This window comes from Clostridioides difficile ATCC 9689 = DSM 1296 (assembly GCF_001077535.1).
In the GTDB taxonomy this organism is placed as follows: Bacteria; Bacillota; Clostridia; order Peptostreptococcales; family Peptostreptococcaceae; genus Clostridioides; species Clostridioides difficile.
In genome coordinates this window covers 2,584,498-2,600,913 of the sequence record NZ_CP011968.1, presented here as the reverse complement: position 1 = coordinate 2,600,913, position 16,416 = coordinate 2,584,498, and the positions used below count along the sequence as shown (strand labels likewise).

Annotated in this window: 19 protein-coding genes; 16 read left to right on the top strand and 3 right to left on the bottom strand. The window is 28.9% G+C overall.

The window, feature by feature from the left end; all coding sequences use genetic code 11:
- The 5 genes from CDIF1296T_RS12545 to CDIF1296T_RS12525 all read left to right on the top strand — a co-directional run bounded on the left by CDIF1296T_RS12545 (position 1) and on the right by CDIF1296T_RS12525 (position 4,381).
- Positions 1-576, top strand: coding sequence for an indolepyruvate oxidoreductase subunit beta (locus CDIF1296T_RS12545; protein WP_003430806.1), 576 nt, complete (start codon positions 1-3; stop codon positions 574-576).
- A gap of 52 nt (positions 577-628) precedes the next feature.
- Complete coding sequence (gene buk / locus CDIF1296T_RS12540) at positions 629-1,699, top strand: butyrate kinase (RefSeq protein WP_004454677.1); 1,071 nt, start codon at positions 629-631, stop codon at positions 1,697-1,699.
- Positions 1,700-1,916: 217 nt separating this feature from the next.
- Positions 1,917-2,618 carry a YczE/YyaS/YitT family protein gene (locus tag CDIF1296T_RS12535; RefSeq protein WP_004454676.1) on the top strand — a complete coding sequence of 234 codons (702 nt, stop codon included), beginning with the start codon at positions 1,917-1,919 and terminating at the stop codon, positions 2,616-2,618.
- Between the two features lie 59 nt (positions 2,619-2,677).
- Entirely contained in the window at positions 2,678-3,184 is a 507-nt protein-coding gene (locus CDIF1296T_RS12530; protein WP_004454674.1) for an NUDIX hydrolase, read from the top strand.
- Positions 3,185-3,358: 174 nt separating this feature from the next.
- On the top strand, positions 3,359-4,381 hold the full coding sequence (locus CDIF1296T_RS12525; protein ID WP_003430799.1) for an AI-2E family transporter: 1,023 nt from the start codon (positions 3,359-3,361) through the stop codon (positions 4,379-4,381).
- Positions 4,382-4,527: 146 nt separating this feature from the next.
- On the opposite strand, the gene CDIF1296T_RS12520 is transcribed toward CDIF1296T_RS12525, so the two are convergent.
- The 3 genes from CDIF1296T_RS12520 to CDIF1296T_RS12510 form a co-directional block, all read right to left on the bottom strand.
- The gene (locus tag CDIF1296T_RS12520; RefSeq protein ID WP_003430798.1) at positions 4,528-4,836 is read right to left on the bottom strand and encodes a DUF1540 domain-containing protein; all 309 of its coding nucleotides are present in this window, start codon (positions 4,834-4,836) and stop codon (positions 4,528-4,530) included.
- Positions 4,837-4,895: 59 nt separating this feature from the next.
- Positions 4,896-5,324 (bottom strand): hypothetical protein, encoded by a 429-nt coding sequence (locus tag CDIF1296T_RS12515; RefSeq protein ID WP_003430796.1) that lies wholly within the window; start codon positions 5,322-5,324, stop codon positions 4,896-4,898.
- Between the two features lie 222 nt (positions 5,325-5,546).
- Positions 5,547-7,004, bottom strand: coding sequence for a carbon starvation CstA family protein (locus CDIF1296T_RS12510; protein WP_009890565.1), 1,458 nt, complete (start codon positions 7,002-7,004; stop codon positions 5,547-5,549).
- A 417-nt stretch (positions 7,005-7,421) separates the two neighbouring features.
- Here CDIF1296T_RS12510 and nadA point away from each other — a divergent pair, with 417 nt between their 5' ends.
- The 11 genes from nadA to saoA all read left to right on the top strand — a co-directional run bounded on the left by nadA (position 7,422) and on the right by saoA (position 16,406).
- Positions 7,422-8,336 (top strand): quinolinate synthase NadA, encoded by a 915-nt coding sequence (gene nadA, locus CDIF1296T_RS12505; protein ID WP_004454668.1) that lies wholly within the window; start codon positions 7,422-7,424, stop codon positions 8,334-8,336.
- 12 nt (positions 8,337-8,348) lie between these two features.
- On the top strand, positions 8,349-9,650 hold the full coding sequence (locus CDIF1296T_RS12500; protein ID WP_003430790.1) for an L-aspartate oxidase: 1,302 nt from the start codon (positions 8,349-8,351) through the stop codon (positions 9,648-9,650).
- The gene (nadC, locus tag CDIF1296T_RS12495; RefSeq protein WP_004454666.1) at positions 9,631-10,467 is read left to right on the top strand and encodes a carboxylating nicotinate-nucleotide diphosphorylase; all 837 of its coding nucleotides are present in this window, start codon (positions 9,631-9,633) and stop codon (positions 10,465-10,467) included. Before CDIF1296T_RS12500 ends, nadC begins: the two co-directional genes overlap by 20 nt.
- Positions 10,468-10,722: 255 nt before the next feature.
- Positions 10,723-11,055 carry a DsrE-related protein SaoD gene (gene saoD, locus CDIF1296T_RS12490; RefSeq protein ID WP_003430785.1) on the top strand — a complete coding sequence of 111 codons (333 nt, stop codon included), beginning with the start codon at positions 10,723-10,725 and terminating at the stop codon, positions 11,053-11,055.
- A gap of 89 nt (positions 11,056-11,144) precedes the next feature.
- Positions 11,145-11,402 carry a thioredoxin-like (seleno)protein SaoT gene (saoT, locus tag CDIF1296T_RS12485; RefSeq protein ID WP_240067706.1) on the top strand — a complete coding sequence of 86 codons (258 nt, stop codon included), beginning with the start codon at positions 11,145-11,147 and terminating at the stop codon, positions 11,400-11,402.
- Positions 11,403-11,428: 26 nt separating this feature from the next.
- Positions 11,429-12,514, top strand: a complete 1,086-nt coding sequence (gene saoE / locus CDIF1296T_RS12480; RefSeq protein WP_009897549.1) for an efflux transporter SaoE — start codon at positions 11,429-11,431, stop codon at positions 12,512-12,514.
- Positions 12,507-12,965 carry a Cys-Cys-COOH (seleno)protein SaoC gene (gene saoC, locus CDIF1296T_RS12475; RefSeq protein WP_003416836.1) on the top strand — a complete coding sequence of 153 codons (459 nt, stop codon included), beginning with the start codon at positions 12,507-12,509 and terminating at the stop codon, positions 12,963-12,965. Before saoE ends, saoC begins: the two co-directional genes overlap by 8 nt.
- Before the next feature lie 28 nt (positions 12,966-12,993).
- Positions 12,994-14,085, top strand: a complete 1,092-nt coding sequence (saoX, locus tag CDIF1296T_RS12470; protein ID WP_004454662.1) for an ABC transporter substrate-binding subunit SaoX — start codon at positions 12,994-12,996, stop codon at positions 14,083-14,085.
- A 13-nt stretch (positions 14,086-14,098) separates the two neighbouring features.
- Entirely contained in the window at positions 14,099-14,887 is a 789-nt protein-coding gene (gene saoB / locus CDIF1296T_RS12460; RefSeq protein WP_243159521.1) for an ABC transporter substrate-binding (seleno)protein SaoB, read from the top strand.
- Positions 14,848-15,654 carry an ABC transporter permease subunit SaoP gene (gene saoP, locus CDIF1296T_RS12455; protein WP_239591061.1) on the top strand — a complete coding sequence of 269 codons (807 nt, stop codon included), beginning with the start codon at positions 14,848-14,850 and terminating at the stop codon, positions 15,652-15,654. The genes saoB and saoP overlap by 40 nt, the downstream gene beginning before the upstream one ends.
- Complete coding sequence (gene saoA / locus CDIF1296T_RS12445) at positions 15,654-16,406, top strand: ABC transporter ATP-binding protein SaoA (RefSeq protein ID WP_003430772.1); 753 nt, start codon at positions 15,654-15,656, stop codon at positions 16,404-16,406. The genes saoP and saoA overlap by 1 nt, the downstream gene beginning before the upstream one ends.
- Positions 16,407-16,416: the final 10 nt, after the last annotated feature.

Sequence of the window (16,416 nt, the reverse complement as noted above, 5' to 3'; positions counted from 1 at the left end):
ATGACTAAGAGTATACTTTTGGTAGGTGTAGGAGGTCAAGGAACTATACTTGCTAGTAAATTATTAACTATGGGATTGATGGAAGCTGGATATGATGTAAAGATGAGTGAAATACATGGAATGAGTCAAAGAGGAGGTTCAGTTTCCTCACAAGTTAGATATGGAGATTGTGTTCATTCTCCAGTTATAGAAATTGGTGGAGCAGATATATTAGTATCTTTTGAAAAAATGGAAGCTTTAAGATGGTTCAATTATTTAAAACCAGAAGGAAAAGCTTTAGTAAATAATCATAGGATAGATTCTATGACTGTTTTAATCGGAGGAGCTGAATATCAAGAAAGTGATATAGATGCAGAGTTAAGTAGATTAAATGCAAAAGTTATAAATGCAGCTGATAAAGCTGAAGAACTAGGAAATTCAAAAATAATGAATGTTATTTTATTAGGATGTCTAGTTAAATCTATGCAATTAGAGTCTATTGATTGGGAAAAAATTATAAGTGAAAATGTTAAACCAAAATTTGTTGAATTAAACATAAAAGCTTTCCATGAAGGTATGGAAATGGTTAGCAAATAGTTTATAATAGATATAAATAGACTATAGAAATTAAGGTGAAAGGAAGAAAATTATGACTTACAGAATATTAGCCATAAATCCAGGTTCTACTTCTACAAAAATAGCAGTATATGATGGAGAAGAACAAATTCTTGTGAAGACGATAGACCATCCAGCTGAAGAGATTGCAAAATATAATACTATACAAGACCAGTTTGAAATGCGTAAGGAAGCAGTTTTGAATATTCTTAAAGAAAATAGTATAGACTTAAAATCTCTTAGTGCAATAGTAGGAAGAGGTGGAGTTTTACCACCAGTAAAATCAGGAGCATATTTAGTAAATGAAGAAATGATTGATGTACTAAGACATAGACCAGTACTTGAACACGCTTCCAATTTAGGTGCTGTTGTGGCACATGCAATATCAGAACCTCTTGGAATCAACTCATATATTTATGATTCTGTTGCAGTAGATGAGCTTATAGATGTAGCGAGAATATCTGGACTTTGTGGAATGGATAGATCAAGTGCAGGGCATGCATTAAATACTAGAGCAATGGCTTTAAAATATGCTAAGGATAAAGGAAAAGATTATAAGAGCTTAAACTTAATAGTAGCTCACATTGGTGGAGGAGTAAGTATTTATCTTCATGAAAAAGGAAGAATGGTTGATATGCTATCTGATGATGAAGGACCATTTTCTCCAGAAAGGTCAGGAAGAGTACCTGCTACAAAATTAGTGGCTGCCTGTTATTCAGGTCAATATTCAGAAAGAGAAATGACTAAAAAGATAAGAGGTAAAGGTGGTATAGTTTCATACCTAAATACTGTAGATGCTAGAGAAGTTGAAAAAATGATAGCAGAAGGAAATGAAGAAGCAAAAATTATTTATGAAGCAATGGCTTATCAGTTAGCAAAAGGTATTGGAGAGTTAGCAACTGTAGTAGATGGAAAGGTAGATGCTATAATTATAACAGGTGGAATTGCATATTCTGAAATGTTTACTTCAATGGTTAAAAAGAAAGTTGAGTTTATAGCACCAGTAGAAATTATGGCAGGAGAAAATGAGTTGGAATCACTTGCTTTTGGAACTTTAAGAGTACTAAATGGAGAAGAAGAAGCTAGAATTTATAGTGAAAATTAATAAGAAAAACTAAAAATGTTTATATACTAAAAAAGTGGTATATCCGTTTTTTATACACGAAAGCTTAGAGTATAGGTGAAAATGTATAAAATTTGGATTGCCACTTTTTATAATTAAAATTTTATCTTAACCTAATAAATAATTCTGTAAAATTTCGTATTTATATATATATTTTATTGGTATTTATTGTTATTATTATTATGAGGAGTGATTTTTGATGGGAAAAATAAGTTTAAAAAGTATGATAAGATTATTTTCAGGTTTTTTTATATTTGCAATTTCTTCTGTGCTTATGATTAATGCACATGTAGGTCTTATGCCTTGGGATGTACTTCACCAAGGTTTATCTATAAAGCTAGGCATAACTATAGGTCAGGCTTCTATAATGGTAGGAGTTGTAATTGTTATATTGGATGCAGTTTTTGGTGAAAATATAGGATGGGGTACTTTACTCAACATGACATTTATAGGAATTTTTATTGATTTAGTAATATTTTCTGGAGTGATACCTCATGCAAGCAACACTTATATAGGTGTGTTTATGGTTGTTATAGGAATTATTTTGGCAGCTATAGCAAGTTTTCTATACTTAGGTGTTTGTTTAGGAAGTGGACCGAGAGATGGGCTTATGATTGCTCTTCAGAAAAAAACTAATAAATCTGTACGTCTTGTTAGAACAATTCTTGAAATACTAGCATTAGTTGTTGGGTGGTTATTAGGAGGTTCTGTAGGTATTGGTACGCTTGTAAGTGCTTTAGGTTTAGGATATGTATTACAAATAGTGTTTAGAATATTTAAATTTGACACAAAATTGTTGAAACATAGATTTATTATAGATGATATAAGAGAATGGAAGGAAAAGAAAAGCAATGAACATAAATGTAAATCAAGTATTGTAATAAAAAATGAGCAGAATTAATTATGCTAAAATATATTTGTAGTTTATCTAATTTATAGTAAAGTCAAGGAGATTTTGAAATGGAATTATGGGATTTATATAATGCTGATGGAATTAAAACAGGAAATGTTATAAAAAGAGGTAATTCTATTGAAGAAGGTTATTACCATTTGGCAGTTGAAGTGTGGATTTTAAATAGTAACTCTCAAATTTTAATTCAGAAAAGGTCTAAAAGTAAAAAGACATTGCCAAATATGTGGGGAATGACAACTGGATGTATTGTTTCTGGGGAAGACAGTTTAGAAGGAGCAATTCGCGAAGCAAAGGAAGAAATAGGGATAGATATAACTAAAGATGAGATGAAAGTTTTTAGAAGTATGATTCATGAAGATACTCTTTGGGATGTATACTTAGTTAAAAAAGAATATGATATATCCAAAGCTATTTTACAGGAGGAAGAAGTAAGTGATATAAAGTGGGTAAGCACAGATGAAATAAGACAATTACTAAAAGAGGGTTTGTTTTTTGAATATCCAGAGATATACGAATTGCTATATGAGATAGATAATAATAAATTAAATATATGATGTAGAGCAGATTTCAGTATAAGTAAGATTATTTAAAATGTATCTTCTCTAAATTTTAATATTGTTTTATGAAAATTAATAAGTTATTTTTAGTATTTTTCTACTTGTTTTTTGAGATTAAAATAAAAAGGGCAGTCATTATAAAGTCATAAAAATTTGGGGAGGATTTAAACTATGGAAGATAACAAAGGATTGGCACGTGACAGTTCAAAATATAAAATTGTTTCTATATCTGTCGTAGTAATTATTCTAATTACATTTTGGTATATGTTAAATATGGTGCTTTTAACATTTATTATGACTTTTATTTTCTATAACTTGCTTGTAGCCACAAGAAAACGAATTAAGAAGTTTTCTTCTTTAAATATTCCAGATTCATTGATAATTATAGTGTTATATGCACTATTTGCTATATTGTTAGTATTGATTAGCTATGCAGTTGTACCAATAATTATAGTTCAACTTACAGAGTTGAGTAGGGTTTTTAGTGATTTTGATGTAAATCAATTTGCTCAATCTTTAGGACCAAAATTGTATCCTATTGTCTCAAAGCTGGATTTTAATAAATATATTTCACAAGCAGGGCTACTTATAGCATCAACAGCAACAAAAGTTGGAAGTTTTGGAGTAAATATATTATTGGCATTTTTACTGAGTTTACTCCTTTTACTTGAAAAAAATGAAATTAAAAATTTTGGAGATAAACTTTCTGATAGTAAGATTTCTTTTATTTATAATTCGCTTGTATTTTTTGGAAAGAGCTTTGTTAAAAATTTTGGTGAAGTAATGAAAGTACAAGTTATGATTGCCTTTATAAATTCTGTTGTTTCTATGATTTTCTTAGGTTTCATGGGATTCCCTCAAATATGGGCTTTAGGATTTATGATTTTTGTGTTGGGTCTTATTCCAGTAGCAGGAGTTATAGTGTCTTTGATTCCATTAACTGTAATAGCATTTAATACAGGAGGAATAACAAAGGTTTTTGGAGTTTTACTTATGATTTGTATAGTGCATGCAGTAGAAACATACATATTAAACCCTAAGTTGATGTCGAATAGAACTAAACTTCCAGTTTGTTTTGTTTTTATTATTTTACTTGTAGGAGAGCATTATTTAGGTGTATGGGGATTACTAATTGGAGTTCCAATATTTATGTTCCTTATGGATATTCTGGGTGTTAAATTTACTTCTAGGTAATATATTAAAATAATAATTTATTTTTATATATAAATTATGAATTGTTTTAAAAAAGAACCTATAAATAGACATCATTAATAAAGACATCTATTTGATAGGTTCAATTTTGCTTTGTATAAATACTATAAAACTAAATAAAAAGAAATTTATTTCATTTCAAAAGTTTCACAACTTGCATTTCTTTCATTTATATGAACTTTTTCAGCTTTGCAAAGTTCATTTTTATTGTATTTACATTTTACAGCTTCACAATGAATGTTATCTGTATCAACTTGGTTAGTTTCATTAGAACGACTAGTTATACCAGATGTATATTTGTCTTCAAAAGAAGCACAATAAGTATTTTCTGTAGTAGTTGCTTGCATTCCATCTACTTTTATACTACCAGCATAACAATATCCACTAGTATTATAAGCACAATTAGTAGCAGCACAATTTAAATTATTATTTTTCATAAATAACCTCCTAAGTTTTATTTAAACTTATTATGTGAAGTTATCTAAATTTTATACACTTATTTACAATTACATTTATCACATTTAACAACTACATCTTTGGAAGTTTCCCTTCCTAAATTTTTATTAACATGATACACATCAACATTTTCAGTTGATCCACATATAGAACATTTAAAATTGTTTTCTAGTAGGGTTCTTTCTTTAAATAACTTCCAATACATAGAATTGATGTAATCATTATAATTTACCTTGAGGCATGTCTCAAGAAAGTTTATGTATAGATTGTCTAAATCTCCTGTATTTAATTCTGTATATTCTGGTTCAAAATATTCACAACATCCTCTAAAATCGGGCTTTGTATCTGAAATAACACATCTAATATCATATCTATAGTCTAGGCTAGGCCCCTTAAATGAAAGATGTGTGCAAAAAGAACAAGATGTTTCTGGTAGATTTTTTTCAAGTTCATGTAATTTATTATTCATAAGTATTCCTCCAAAAAATTTATTTTAAGTATATAAACGAATAGATTATTTTAAAACTTTTATTTATTTATATTAGAGATTTAGGATAAATATTCCAATAAGGAGTAAATACTTAAGTATTTATTACTGTATTAAATAAAAAAGAGGCAAATCTAACTTGAGATTGCCTACTTTTTTATCATTTTTTAATAAAATTTATTCTAAGTATTATTTTATTTAGATTTAGTCAGCCAACTTAGTATCTGCTTTGCTTTTTAACTTTCTACCAGAGCGTACAGTTAAAATAGCATATAATACAGTAAATATGGCAGCTAAAACATATGATATATTTATGTTTAAGTTAAATCCAATTTGAGCATTAAATATATAACTGAATATAACAAAGGAATAAAACATACCAGGAATTAAGCTTATAATATAATTCTTTTCTTTTATTATAAGGTAAACTGTAATCATTGCAAATGCAAATATGGCAATAGTTTGATTACTCCAAGAGAAGTATCTCCACAATATATTAAATCCAGAAGCACTAAGCTTTGCAAATATAAGGATGGCTATGACAGGAATAAATATACAGATTGACAATATAACACGATGTTTTTTTTCCTTTTGGTCATAATGAAAGTAATCTGCAAGCATTAATCTTAAAGATCTTAAAGCTGTATCTCCAGAAGTTATTGGTAAAACAATTACACCTATTATAGCTATGATACCACCAATAGAACCAAGTAAATCTCTTGCAACCAAACCTATTACATCAGGAGAACCTACTAATTCCTTAGGTATTCCTTTATTGTAAATACCCATAGCAGCTGCAGCCCAAATCATTGCAATTAAACCTTCTAAAATCATCATATTATAAAAAGTAGTTTTTCCTTCTTTTTCATTTGAAACTGATCTTGCTATAAGAGTAGCTTGAGTTGAGTGGAATCCAGAAACAATACCACAAGCAACTGTAACAAAGAATGTAGGAATAAGAGGAATACCATCAGGATGAATACCTTTCCAATTTGCAAGACTTAAATTAGCTAAATCATAACCTTGTGTAAAGATTCCAATTCCAACACCAGCAGCAGATAAAAGTAGAATAGCTCCAAATATTGGATATACCTTTCCTATGATTTTATCAATTGGAAATAGTGTTGCACACAAGTAATATAGAAAGATAAGTCCATAAACTATCCAGACAACTGGATTATTTATAGTCGATTTCATATTTAAAATTTGAGTAACAACTAAATCCCCAGGTGTATAAATAAAAACTGCACCAACTAAAAGCATTAAAAGACAAAGGAATATATTATAGACTTGAAATACTTTATTACCTAAAAATCTACTGATAAGAGAAGGCATTTGTGCTCCTTTTTCTCTTATACTAATCATTCCACTCATATAGTCATGCAAAGCTCCTCCAAATACACAGCCAATAGGTATTAGTATGAATGCTATTGGACCAAACAATATACCTTGGATAGGTCCTAGAATTGGTCCTGTACCAGCTATATTAAGCAACTCAATTAGACTATTTTTCCATTTTTTCATTGGGACATAGTCTACTCCATCACTTTGAGCAAGTGCAGGTGTTTTTCTGTCATCTGGGCCAAATACTTTTTCACAATAAGCACCGTATAAAGCACCTCCTATTAGTAATATAGCCAAGCCGATTAAGAATGTTGTCATAATATCACCCCATTTATAAAATTTTTTGGTCTTTGTATACATATTATCTAAATGTGTAGATTTATATTGAATTTAATTCTGGACAACCTACAAATTCTATAAAGTATTACAACTAATATAATTTCAGAAATAAATACATATACATAACCATGTACTTAGTATACAGGTATTTGGTAATATTTTCAATGTTATAGCAATAAAGAATATAAACAAAATTCTGATAATATTTTACAAAAAAATTAAAAAATATAAAAATTAGTTTAAATAGATGGAGAAAAAAGGAAAATCAATTGAGAATATAAATGTCTATATCTTAACAATATTAAGAGGTTTAAAATTCTTGAAGAAAGAATAGTCAAGTGATATAATGAGTTTACAGGTGTATATACACTAGTACATATAGAAAGCGGTGCAATTATGGATAAAGATTTAACATATCAAATCAAAGAGCTAAAGAAAGAAAAAAATGCAATAATACTTGCCCATTTTTATCAACCACCAGAAATACAAGAATTAGCAGATGCAGTTGGTGACTCATATTATTTAAGTGAGATTGCTAGAGATTGTAAAGAAGAAGTGGTTGTATTTTGTGGAGTAAGGTTTATGGGAGAAAGTGCTAAGATATTATCACCTGAAAAAACTGTATTGATGCCAGTAAGTAACGCTGGGTGTGCTATGGCAGATATGGTAGATGAAGAAGGCGTGATAAAATTAAAACAACAGTATCCAAATGCTTTGGTTGTATGTTATATAAACTCTACAGCTAAAGTTAAGGCACATTGTGATGTTTCTGTTACATCTTCTAGTGCAATTAAAATACTAGAAAACATAGATAATAAAGAAATTATATTCCTTCCAGATAAAAATTTAGGAGGATATATTGCAGAACAATTTCCAGATAAAAACTTTATATTTTGGGACGGATATTGTAAATACCATAACAATATAAGAGCTGAAGAAATAATTGAGTTAAAAGATAAGTATAAAAATGCAGAAGTATTAGTACATCCAGAATGTAAAAAAGAAATAAGAGATTTAGGAGATTATGTAGGTAGTACATCAGGAATAATAAAATATGCTACTAATAGTAAAAACAAAGACTTTATAATAGCAACTGAAGAAGGTATATTACATGAATTAAAGAAAAATAATCCTAATAAAAACTTTTATATTCCTGGTGGAAAAATACTATGTACAGATATGAAAAAGACAACATTAGAAAATTTATATAGTACACTTAAAAATATGGAAAATGAAGTTATTGTAGAAGATGAAATCATGGAAAAGGCTTTAAATTCACTGCTTAACATGCACAAATTAGCAGAAGGATAGAGGGATAGACTTATGAATTTAGAACAAGATGTTTTAATAGTTGGAAGTGGAGTTTCAGGATTATACTGTGCATTAAATTTAGATAAAAGTTTAAATGTGCTAGTAGTATCGAAATCAACAATTGAAAACAACAATACATATCTTGCACAAGGTGGAATTTCAACTGCTAGAAATATTGATGATATAGAATCCTTTGTAGAAGATACAATGAAGGCTGGGCAGTATAAAAATAGAGTTGAAGCAGTTCAAGTACTTGCAGATGAATCTATAGAAAATGTAGGGCAGATAGTAGAATATGGTATGCCTTTAGACAAAGAAAATGGAGAGATAGATTACACAAGAGAAGGAGCACATAGTGTAAATCGAATAGTTCATAGTAAGGATAATACTGGAGAAGTTGTTTTTAAAACTTTATTAAAAGAAGCTAAAACTAGAGAAAATATAACTCTTATAGAAGATGCCTATCTTTTAGATATATTAAAAGATGGCAATAAATGTATAGGAGCTAGAATTTTTAAATCTAAAAAAGAGATTCATGTTTTTTCAAAAATAGTAGTTTTAGCTACAGGTGGAATTGGTGGGCTTTTTAAAAATTCTACTAATCAAAGACATCTTACAGGTGATGGAATTGCAATAGCTTTAAGAAATAATATAAAAATAGAAAATTTAGAATATATTCAAATACATCCTACAGCCTTTTATGAAGAAAATAATGAAGGTAGGAGAATGCTTATATCTGAATCATTAAGAGGAGAGGGAGCTAAACTTTTAAATAAAAATAAAGAAAGATTTGTGGATGAACTTCTTCCTAGAGATGTAGTTTCAAAAGCTATTTTTGAGCAAATGGAAAAAGATAAATTACCTTATGTGTATTTAGATGCAACACATTTAGATAGTGAATATTTAATTAATAGATTTTCTTTTATTTATAATGAATGTTTAGCTAGAGGAACAGACATAACGAAAGAATGTATAAAGGTATCTCCTGCACAACATTATTTTATGGGCGGGATACATGTAGATTTGGATTCAAAAACATCTATGGAAAATTTATATGCAGTTGGTGAAATTAGTTGTACAGGTGTTCATGGAGCCAATAGATTGGCAAGTAATTCATTACTTGAAGGGCTTGTATTTTCAAAAAGAGCAGCTAAAAATATAAACTCAGTTATAGATAATGTAAAAGTTAAGTTTATAGATGTACCAGATATGGATATAGATATAGAACAGGTAAAAAAAGAAAATAAAATATTAGTCATAAAAGAAATTGAAAGAACAAGTGAGGATTTTGGCGATGAATTATTTGATTATTGATAGAATGATACAGGATGCTTTGATAGAAGATGTTCCAAGTGAAGATATAACAACTAATTCTATTGTGGATGAAAATTCTAAATCTACTGTAGATTTAATTTGTAAACAAGATGGTATAATAGCTGGCTTAGGTGTATTTAAGAGAGTTTTTGAGATACTTGGTGATGTAGATGTAAAATTATATAAAAATGATGGTGATAGAGTAAAGAATCGTGAAAAGATAGCTGTATTAACAGGTAGTACTAGAAACTTACTTGTAGGAGAGCGTGTAGCATTGAATTATTTACAGAGAATGAGTGGTATAGCTACTATTACAAGTAGGTATGTTGAAAAGCTTGAAGGTACAAATACAAAATTATTAGATAGTAGAAAAACGATACCTAATCTTAGAATATTAGATAAGTATTCTGTTAAAGTAGGTGGAGGATGCAATCATAGATTTAATTTATCTGATGGAATATTGCTTAAAGACAACCATATTGGGGCTGCTGGTAGTGTTAAGAAGGCAGTTGAATTAGCTAGAAAAAATACTTCTTTTGTTAGAAAGATAGAAGTGGAAGTGGAAACTTTAGACATGGTAAAAGAAGCAATAGAAGCTAATGCAGATATAATAATGTTGGATAATATGAGTTTGGAAATGGCAAAACAAGCAGTAGATATTATAAATGGAAGAGCCATTGTAGAATTTTCCGGAAATGTAAATTTAGATACTATAGAAGATATAGGAAAAATTGGTGTGGATGTTGTTTCTGTAGGAGCGCTTACACATTCTGTTAAAGCTCTCGATATAAGTATGAAGAATTTGAGAAATATATAAATTTTATATTGAAATAAACTTAATTAAAATAGACTCCTTAAATTTGTTTTATAAATTTAAGGAGTCTATTTTTTATTCATTAAAATTAATAAAAATAGAAAAAAATCAATCAATAATTTAATAAAAATAGATAAATACTATATACACTTTTAATAATATAGTTAATATCTATTTTACAGATAAATAAGAATAAACTTATAATATAATTGTATCTGTAAAATTTTGTAAAATATAAAAAGTATAGGGGGAATAAAAATGAAAGTAGCTTATATTTTTAGTAGTACTAATACACATAAAATTCTAGACAAAATGATAATACCACAACTTGAACAAGGAACTCATGGAGTAGACGTTCTAGGGATGTTTTTCTTTATGGATAATACCTTATTTTTATCTAAAGGTAATCCTGTAGGCGAGAGACTAAGTAAATTACATGAAAAAACTGATATGATAATAATGGCTTGTGACCAATGTGCTATAGAAAGAGGTATAGAGAATAATTTGGTTGATGGAGCTACAATTGGATGTTTCCCAAACCTATATGCTTGTTTAGGCAGTGCAGGTGTGGACCAAGTTATAACGTTATAAATTAGTATAGGATACAATCCATAGAAAAATTTATTTTCTGTGGATTATTTTAAGTAAAAGATAAATTGTTTAAAGTAGGGGATTAACAAATGTCTAAAATTTTAGTTGAATTTATAAACACTTGACCATCTTGTGATGAACATGGAGTGTTTATAAAAAAAATGTCAGAAAAATATGCTGATAAATTGGAAATAAAATTATATCAAGCAGGGAAAGATTTTTCGTATATAAAAAAATATGGGATTATAACAAAAGGAACTTTAATAATAAATCAGAAAAAGAAATATGATAGATTAAATAAAGATACAATTGAAAGGGCAATAGTAGAAGCTATAAACAATAATTAAAAGTTTAAAAATTAGGAGTATCAAAAATGAATATATTAGAAATTGTTTTAAATGGAGTTAAAGATACTATAGTAGCTTCTATAGTTACACTGAATGGAGCATCAGGATGGCTTATGATAAGTTTTATATTGGCAGGTGTACTTCACAATGTTTTAACTCCAAGAAGGTTTCAAAAACAACTTGGAAATAAGAAATTTTCTTCTTTAATTAAAAGTACTATCTCAGGAATGTTTTTACCAATATGTAGTTGTGGAGTAATACCACTTGGAATAAGTATGTATTATTCAGGAGCATATTTAGGACCAGTACTTGCTTTTATGACATCAACTCCAATAATAAATCCAATAGCTGTAGTTCTTTGTCTAGGTCTTTTAGGTCCTAAAGTTACAATCATTTATCTAATAGCTGGTTTTTTAGTACCATTTTTAGTAGGATTTTTAGGAAATTGTTTTGGAAAAGAAGAATTATCACTTCATAATGATTCAGAGGAAGAAGTAATAGAATTAGAAGAAGAAAAAAGAAGTTTTATGGGAAATATGATTGATGGTCTTAAATGGTCTTTTGGTGAATTAGCCCTTACTATTAGTAAATATGTAGTAATGGGTATGGTTTTTGCAGGATTTATAACAACTATTTTTCCAAATAGTATAATTCAAAAATATTTAGGAAATCCAGGTTTGCTATCTCTTGGAAGTATAGCAATACTTGCATGTGTTATGTATGTATGTGCTGTAGGACATATACCGTTTATAGCAGCCCTTGTTGCAAGTGGAGCATCTCCTGGTATAGCGATAACATTTCTAATAGCTGGAGCAGCTACAAATCTACCAGAACTTATAAGTATGTTTAAACTTATTGGAAAAAGAACTGTTATTATATATTCTGTAACTTTGACACTGTCTTCAATAATAATTGGATATATAACAAATTTACTTTTAGTGAATAATAACTCAGTAAATTTAGATGCAACAAATTCTTCAATACAGTTGGCAAATAAACTAATGTTAAATATACCTGATAGTTTTGAGTATGTATGTACTATTTTAATTATTTTATTTGCATTTAAATCAATAATACCAAAGATGAAAGAGGTCATAGGAAATCATGCTTAAAAAGATAGTTATAATATCCTGTATAGTAGTTGTGTTAATCATTTTATCAAAAATAGTTGATGATAACATCAAAGAAGATGCTTCTATTCCAAATGTGAATAAAGAAACATTAGAATATTTTAGAAAAAATTATAAAGAAGACATAATAACTTGTGCTGAAGAAGACTTAAATAATGATGGAAAAAAAGATTTAGTAGTTATATATAAAAAAAGCAATAATTCAAATGAAATGGTAGTCGTAGTTTCTGATAAAAATAGCCACTATATAACAAAGCCAATACCAGCACCTATAGAGAATCAAACGATAACCTTTAAAAATATTGATGATAAAGCACCAATAGAAGTAATTGTATCAGGGTCTAAAAATGGTAATGTAGGATATGCTATTTACAGAGTAGAGGGTAAAAAATTTGTTGATTTATTTGGCGAAGATATGGACAAATGTTGCTAAAAATAATACATAAAGGTGGGAAATTTATATGAAATTATCTAAGAAGATTCAAGCATTAATCTTATTTGGTGTAATGGGTACATCTATATTAACAGGATGTAGTAGTAAACCAAAAGAAAAAGAAGAAGCAAAAACTGGAAAAGATGATTATACAATAACAGTAGGTTATTATAATTGTGACCATATGACTGCGGGACCAGTAGCAGAATCGGCAGGAATATATAAAGATTTAGGTCTTAATGTAAAAACTGTTGGAAATGGTAAAGTTCCTGAAGCTATGGCAGCAGGAAAAATGGATGCAGGTTACATAGGAACTAAGGGGTTAGTTGGAGCAATACCTAAGGGTTCGCCAATAACAATAGCAGCTAACAACCATACTGGTGGTTCTGAATATTTAATAGTTTCAAAAGATATAAAAGAACCTAAAGATTTAATAGGTAAAAAAATTGCAACAGATATGAGTGATTTCTTATGGACAAGTGATTATGGTCCAGAAACAGGTCTACCAACTGACCCATCAAAATATGAAGTTGTAAATATGGATTCAGACAAAGATAAATATTTAGCTCTTAAAACTGGGAAAATTCAAGCTTTTACATCTTGTGACCCTTGGGGTTCTGTAGCTGAAAATGACGGTGCAGGAAAAATAATAGCATCTACTCAATATAAAGAAAAAGCTAATGGCAAAGAATATAACTGTTGTTCATTCTCATTAAACAAAAACTTTATAAAAGAACATCCAGATTTAGCAAAAAAATTGGTTCTAGCACATACAAAAGCAATAGAATATATATATACAAATCCAGCTGAAGCAGCTAAAATATTTGCAAAATATTATAATGTAGAAGAAGAAGTTGCACTTAGAACTATCTATAAGAAGACTGTTGGAGAAGGTAGAACTCTTACTTGGAAAGTTACAGGTGAAGAATATAAAAATAATTTACAAATGTATAAAGATTTAAAGGCTTTAGATGATATACCTAAATATGAAGATACGATTGATACAAGCTTATTGGACTCTTGTGGAGCTGATGATTTTGACAAATTTATAAAAGAAAAAGTTAACCCAGAGTTTCCTGAAGGTATGAGTTATGAAGACTGGAAAGCAAAGGTATTATAAATAAATGGAGAATATGAAAAATATAATAATACTTTTTATCATTATTTTGGGAAGTATATTTATAATATTTTTTAATTTTGAAGATAAAGAAGAAATAAAAGGAAAATTAAGAATAGGGGTATCTGATGATACCTCTGGTTTTGTAATAAATTATATGGTAAATAGAGACTACTTTGAAAATATAAAAGTAAGTGATATAATGGATATTTTTACAATTAATGATTGCTGAGCAAGTACAATGCAGTGGGCTCTGAGTTCAGAGGAAATAGATATAGCAATCATATGTAAAGATGCTGCAAAACAATATGTAAATGTAAATAGTGGATTTGAAATTGTTGGTACTGTAGTTCAAAATTCTGATATATTTCTATTAAGTGATAATAATCCTGAAAAGATAGGAGTCATTCAAAATAGAGATTACCAGTCAGAATTGGTTAAAAAATACTACAAGAATGTGGAAGTAGCTCCCTTATTAGGGACTGCACTAGCATATGGATTAGAAAGTAATTTAGTAGATGGTGTTGTAATAGATTGCATAAAGTCAATTGGGTTAGAGGGTAAAAGAAAATCTACAACTAAATTAGGAGATTATGATACCTATGTATTAGTTGTAAATAAAGAGTTTAAAAAAAGTAAAGCATATAGTGATTTTATAACACTTTACAATAAAAGCGTTGATGCTTTAAAGAATAAAGCTACATTTAAGAAAGTATTAAAAGAGTACAGGAATATAAGAAATATAGATATGGAGGAAATAAGCAATTGGAAATTAAAATTTCTAAAGATAAAAGCGATAGATTAACTAAGAAAAAAACTGATGGTAGTATGGATATTTTATATAAAATAATACTATTAGTTATTATATTTTTAGTCTGGCATTTTGCAGCAAAAGATATAGGGAGTTCTTTGTTACTTCCAATGCCAGTAGATGTAATAAAAGGTTTCTTTTTCTGTGTGACAGATGCAGAGACAGTCACTAATCTTTTTATAACATTGCAGAGAGTACTTAAAGGTTTTATGTATGCATTATTGTTTGGGCTTCCAATAGGATTTATTATGGGATTTTCTAAAACTTTTGAAAGGGTTTTATCTCCAGTAGTAGATTCTGTAAGGCAAGTTCCAATAATGGCATGGGTTCCTCTTACTATAGTATGGTTTGGTATAGGAGATGGTCCAACAATATTTTTAATAGCTTTTTCAGGGGTTTTCCCTATAATTTTAAATACTATTCAAGGAGTAAGAGCAATATCAAAGGATTATTATAATGCAGCTAGAAGTATGGGAGCATCGCCAATTGTGATATTTACAAATGTAATTGTTCCCGCATCTCTTCCAGATATACTAACTGGTTCAAGGATTGCTATAAGTACAGGATGGATGTCTGTTATCTGAGCCGAGTTTATAGCTACGAGTGCCGGTCTCGGTTACTCAATGGTACAAGCTCAAACATTAATGCATACAGATGTATTAATTGGGCTTATGATATTTGCAGCTTTAATAGGATTTATAATAGATAGGGTATTAAAGTTTATAAATAAAATCCTTTGTAGATGGAGGTTTGCAGATTAATGAAGTTAAGTGTAAGGGATATAAATAAGACATTTGTAAATAATAGAGTACATACAAAGGTTTTAGAAGATATAAGTATGGATATAGATGATGGACAATTTGTCTGTCTTTTAGGACCATCAGGTTGTGGAAAAACAACTTTACTTACTATAATAGGTGGGTTTCAAAAATCAGAACGTGGAGATGTTTTTATAAATGATAAAAGAGTTAAAAAACCGGGCATAGATAGAGCTTTTATATTTCAAAATTATGCTTTATTTCCTTGGAAAACTATAAGAGGTAATGTTCTATTTCCTATGAAACAGCAGAAAATACCAAAAGAAAAAAGAGAAGAAATGCTAGAAGAACTTTTGGTTATGTCAGACTTGAAAGGAAAAGAAAAACTGTTTCCGCATCAATTATCTGGAGGAATGAAACAAAGAGTGGCCATGATAAGAGCTTTAGCATGTAATCCAGAGGTATTACTAATGGATGAACCATTAGGAGCTGTAGATTTTCAAATGAGACAAAATTTACAGGAAGAGCTAGAACGAATATGGATAAAGAAGAAAATAACTGCATTAATGGTAACTCATGATGTTGATGAAGCTGTATATATGAGTGATAGAGTTATAGTAATGTCGAGAGATAAAGGAAGAATTATTGATGATATAAATATAGATATTCCAAGACCTAGAATTAGAGGAAGCCAAAAATATGAAGAGTACAAAAACAAATTAACTGATACTTTATCAAAGTGTTATGAAGTTTAAAGAGGAGTAG

Coding starts and splice junctions, on each gene's coding strand:
- CDIF1296T_RS12545 (WP_003430806.1), top strand. CDS start 1: ATGACTAAGAGTATACTTTTGGTAGGTGTAGGAGGTCAAGGAACTATA.
- buk (WP_004454677.1), top strand. CDS start 629: ATGACTTACAGAATATTAGCCATAAATCCAGGTTCTACTTCTACAAAA.
- CDIF1296T_RS12535 (WP_004454676.1), top strand. CDS start 1,917: ATGGGAAAAATAAGTTTAAAAAGTATGATAAGATTATTTTCAGGTTTT.
- CDIF1296T_RS12530 (WP_004454674.1), top strand. CDS start 2,678: ATGGAATTATGGGATTTATATAATGCTGATGGAATTAAAACAGGAAAT.
- CDIF1296T_RS12525 (WP_003430799.1), top strand. CDS start 3,359: ATGGAAGATAACAAAGGATTGGCACGTGACAGTTCAAAATATAAAATT.
- CDIF1296T_RS12520 (WP_003430798.1), bottom strand. CDS start 4,836: ATGAAAAATAATAATTTAAATTGTGCTGCTACTAATTGTGCTTATAAT.
- CDIF1296T_RS12515 (WP_003430796.1), bottom strand. CDS start 5,324: ATGAATAATAAATTACATGAACTTGAAAAAAATCTACCAGAAACATCT.
- CDIF1296T_RS12510 (WP_009890565.1), bottom strand. CDS start 7,004: ATGACAACATTCTTAATCGGCTTGGCTATATTACTAATAGGAGGTGCT.
- nadA (WP_004454668.1), top strand. CDS start 7,422: ATGGATAAAGATTTAACATATCAAATCAAAGAGCTAAAGAAAGAAAAA.
- CDIF1296T_RS12500 (WP_003430790.1), top strand. CDS start 8,349: ATGAATTTAGAACAAGATGTTTTAATAGTTGGAAGTGGAGTTTCAGGA.
- nadC (WP_004454666.1), top strand. CDS start 9,631: ATGAATTATTTGATTATTGATAGAATGATACAGGATGCTTTGATAGAA.
- saoD (WP_003430785.1), top strand. CDS start 10,723: ATGAAAGTAGCTTATATTTTTAGTAGTACTAATACACATAAAATTCTA.
- saoE (WP_009897549.1), top strand. CDS start 11,429: ATGAATATATTAGAAATTGTTTTAAATGGAGTTAAAGATACTATAGTA.
- saoC (WP_003416836.1), top strand. CDS start 12,507: ATGCTTAAAAAGATAGTTATAATATCCTGTATAGTAGTTGTGTTAATC.
- saoX (WP_004454662.1), top strand. CDS start 12,994: ATGAAATTATCTAAGAAGATTCAAGCATTAATCTTATTTGGTGTAATG.
- saoA (WP_003430772.1), top strand. CDS start 15,654: ATGAAGTTAAGTGTAAGGGATATAAATAAGACATTTGTAAATAATAGA.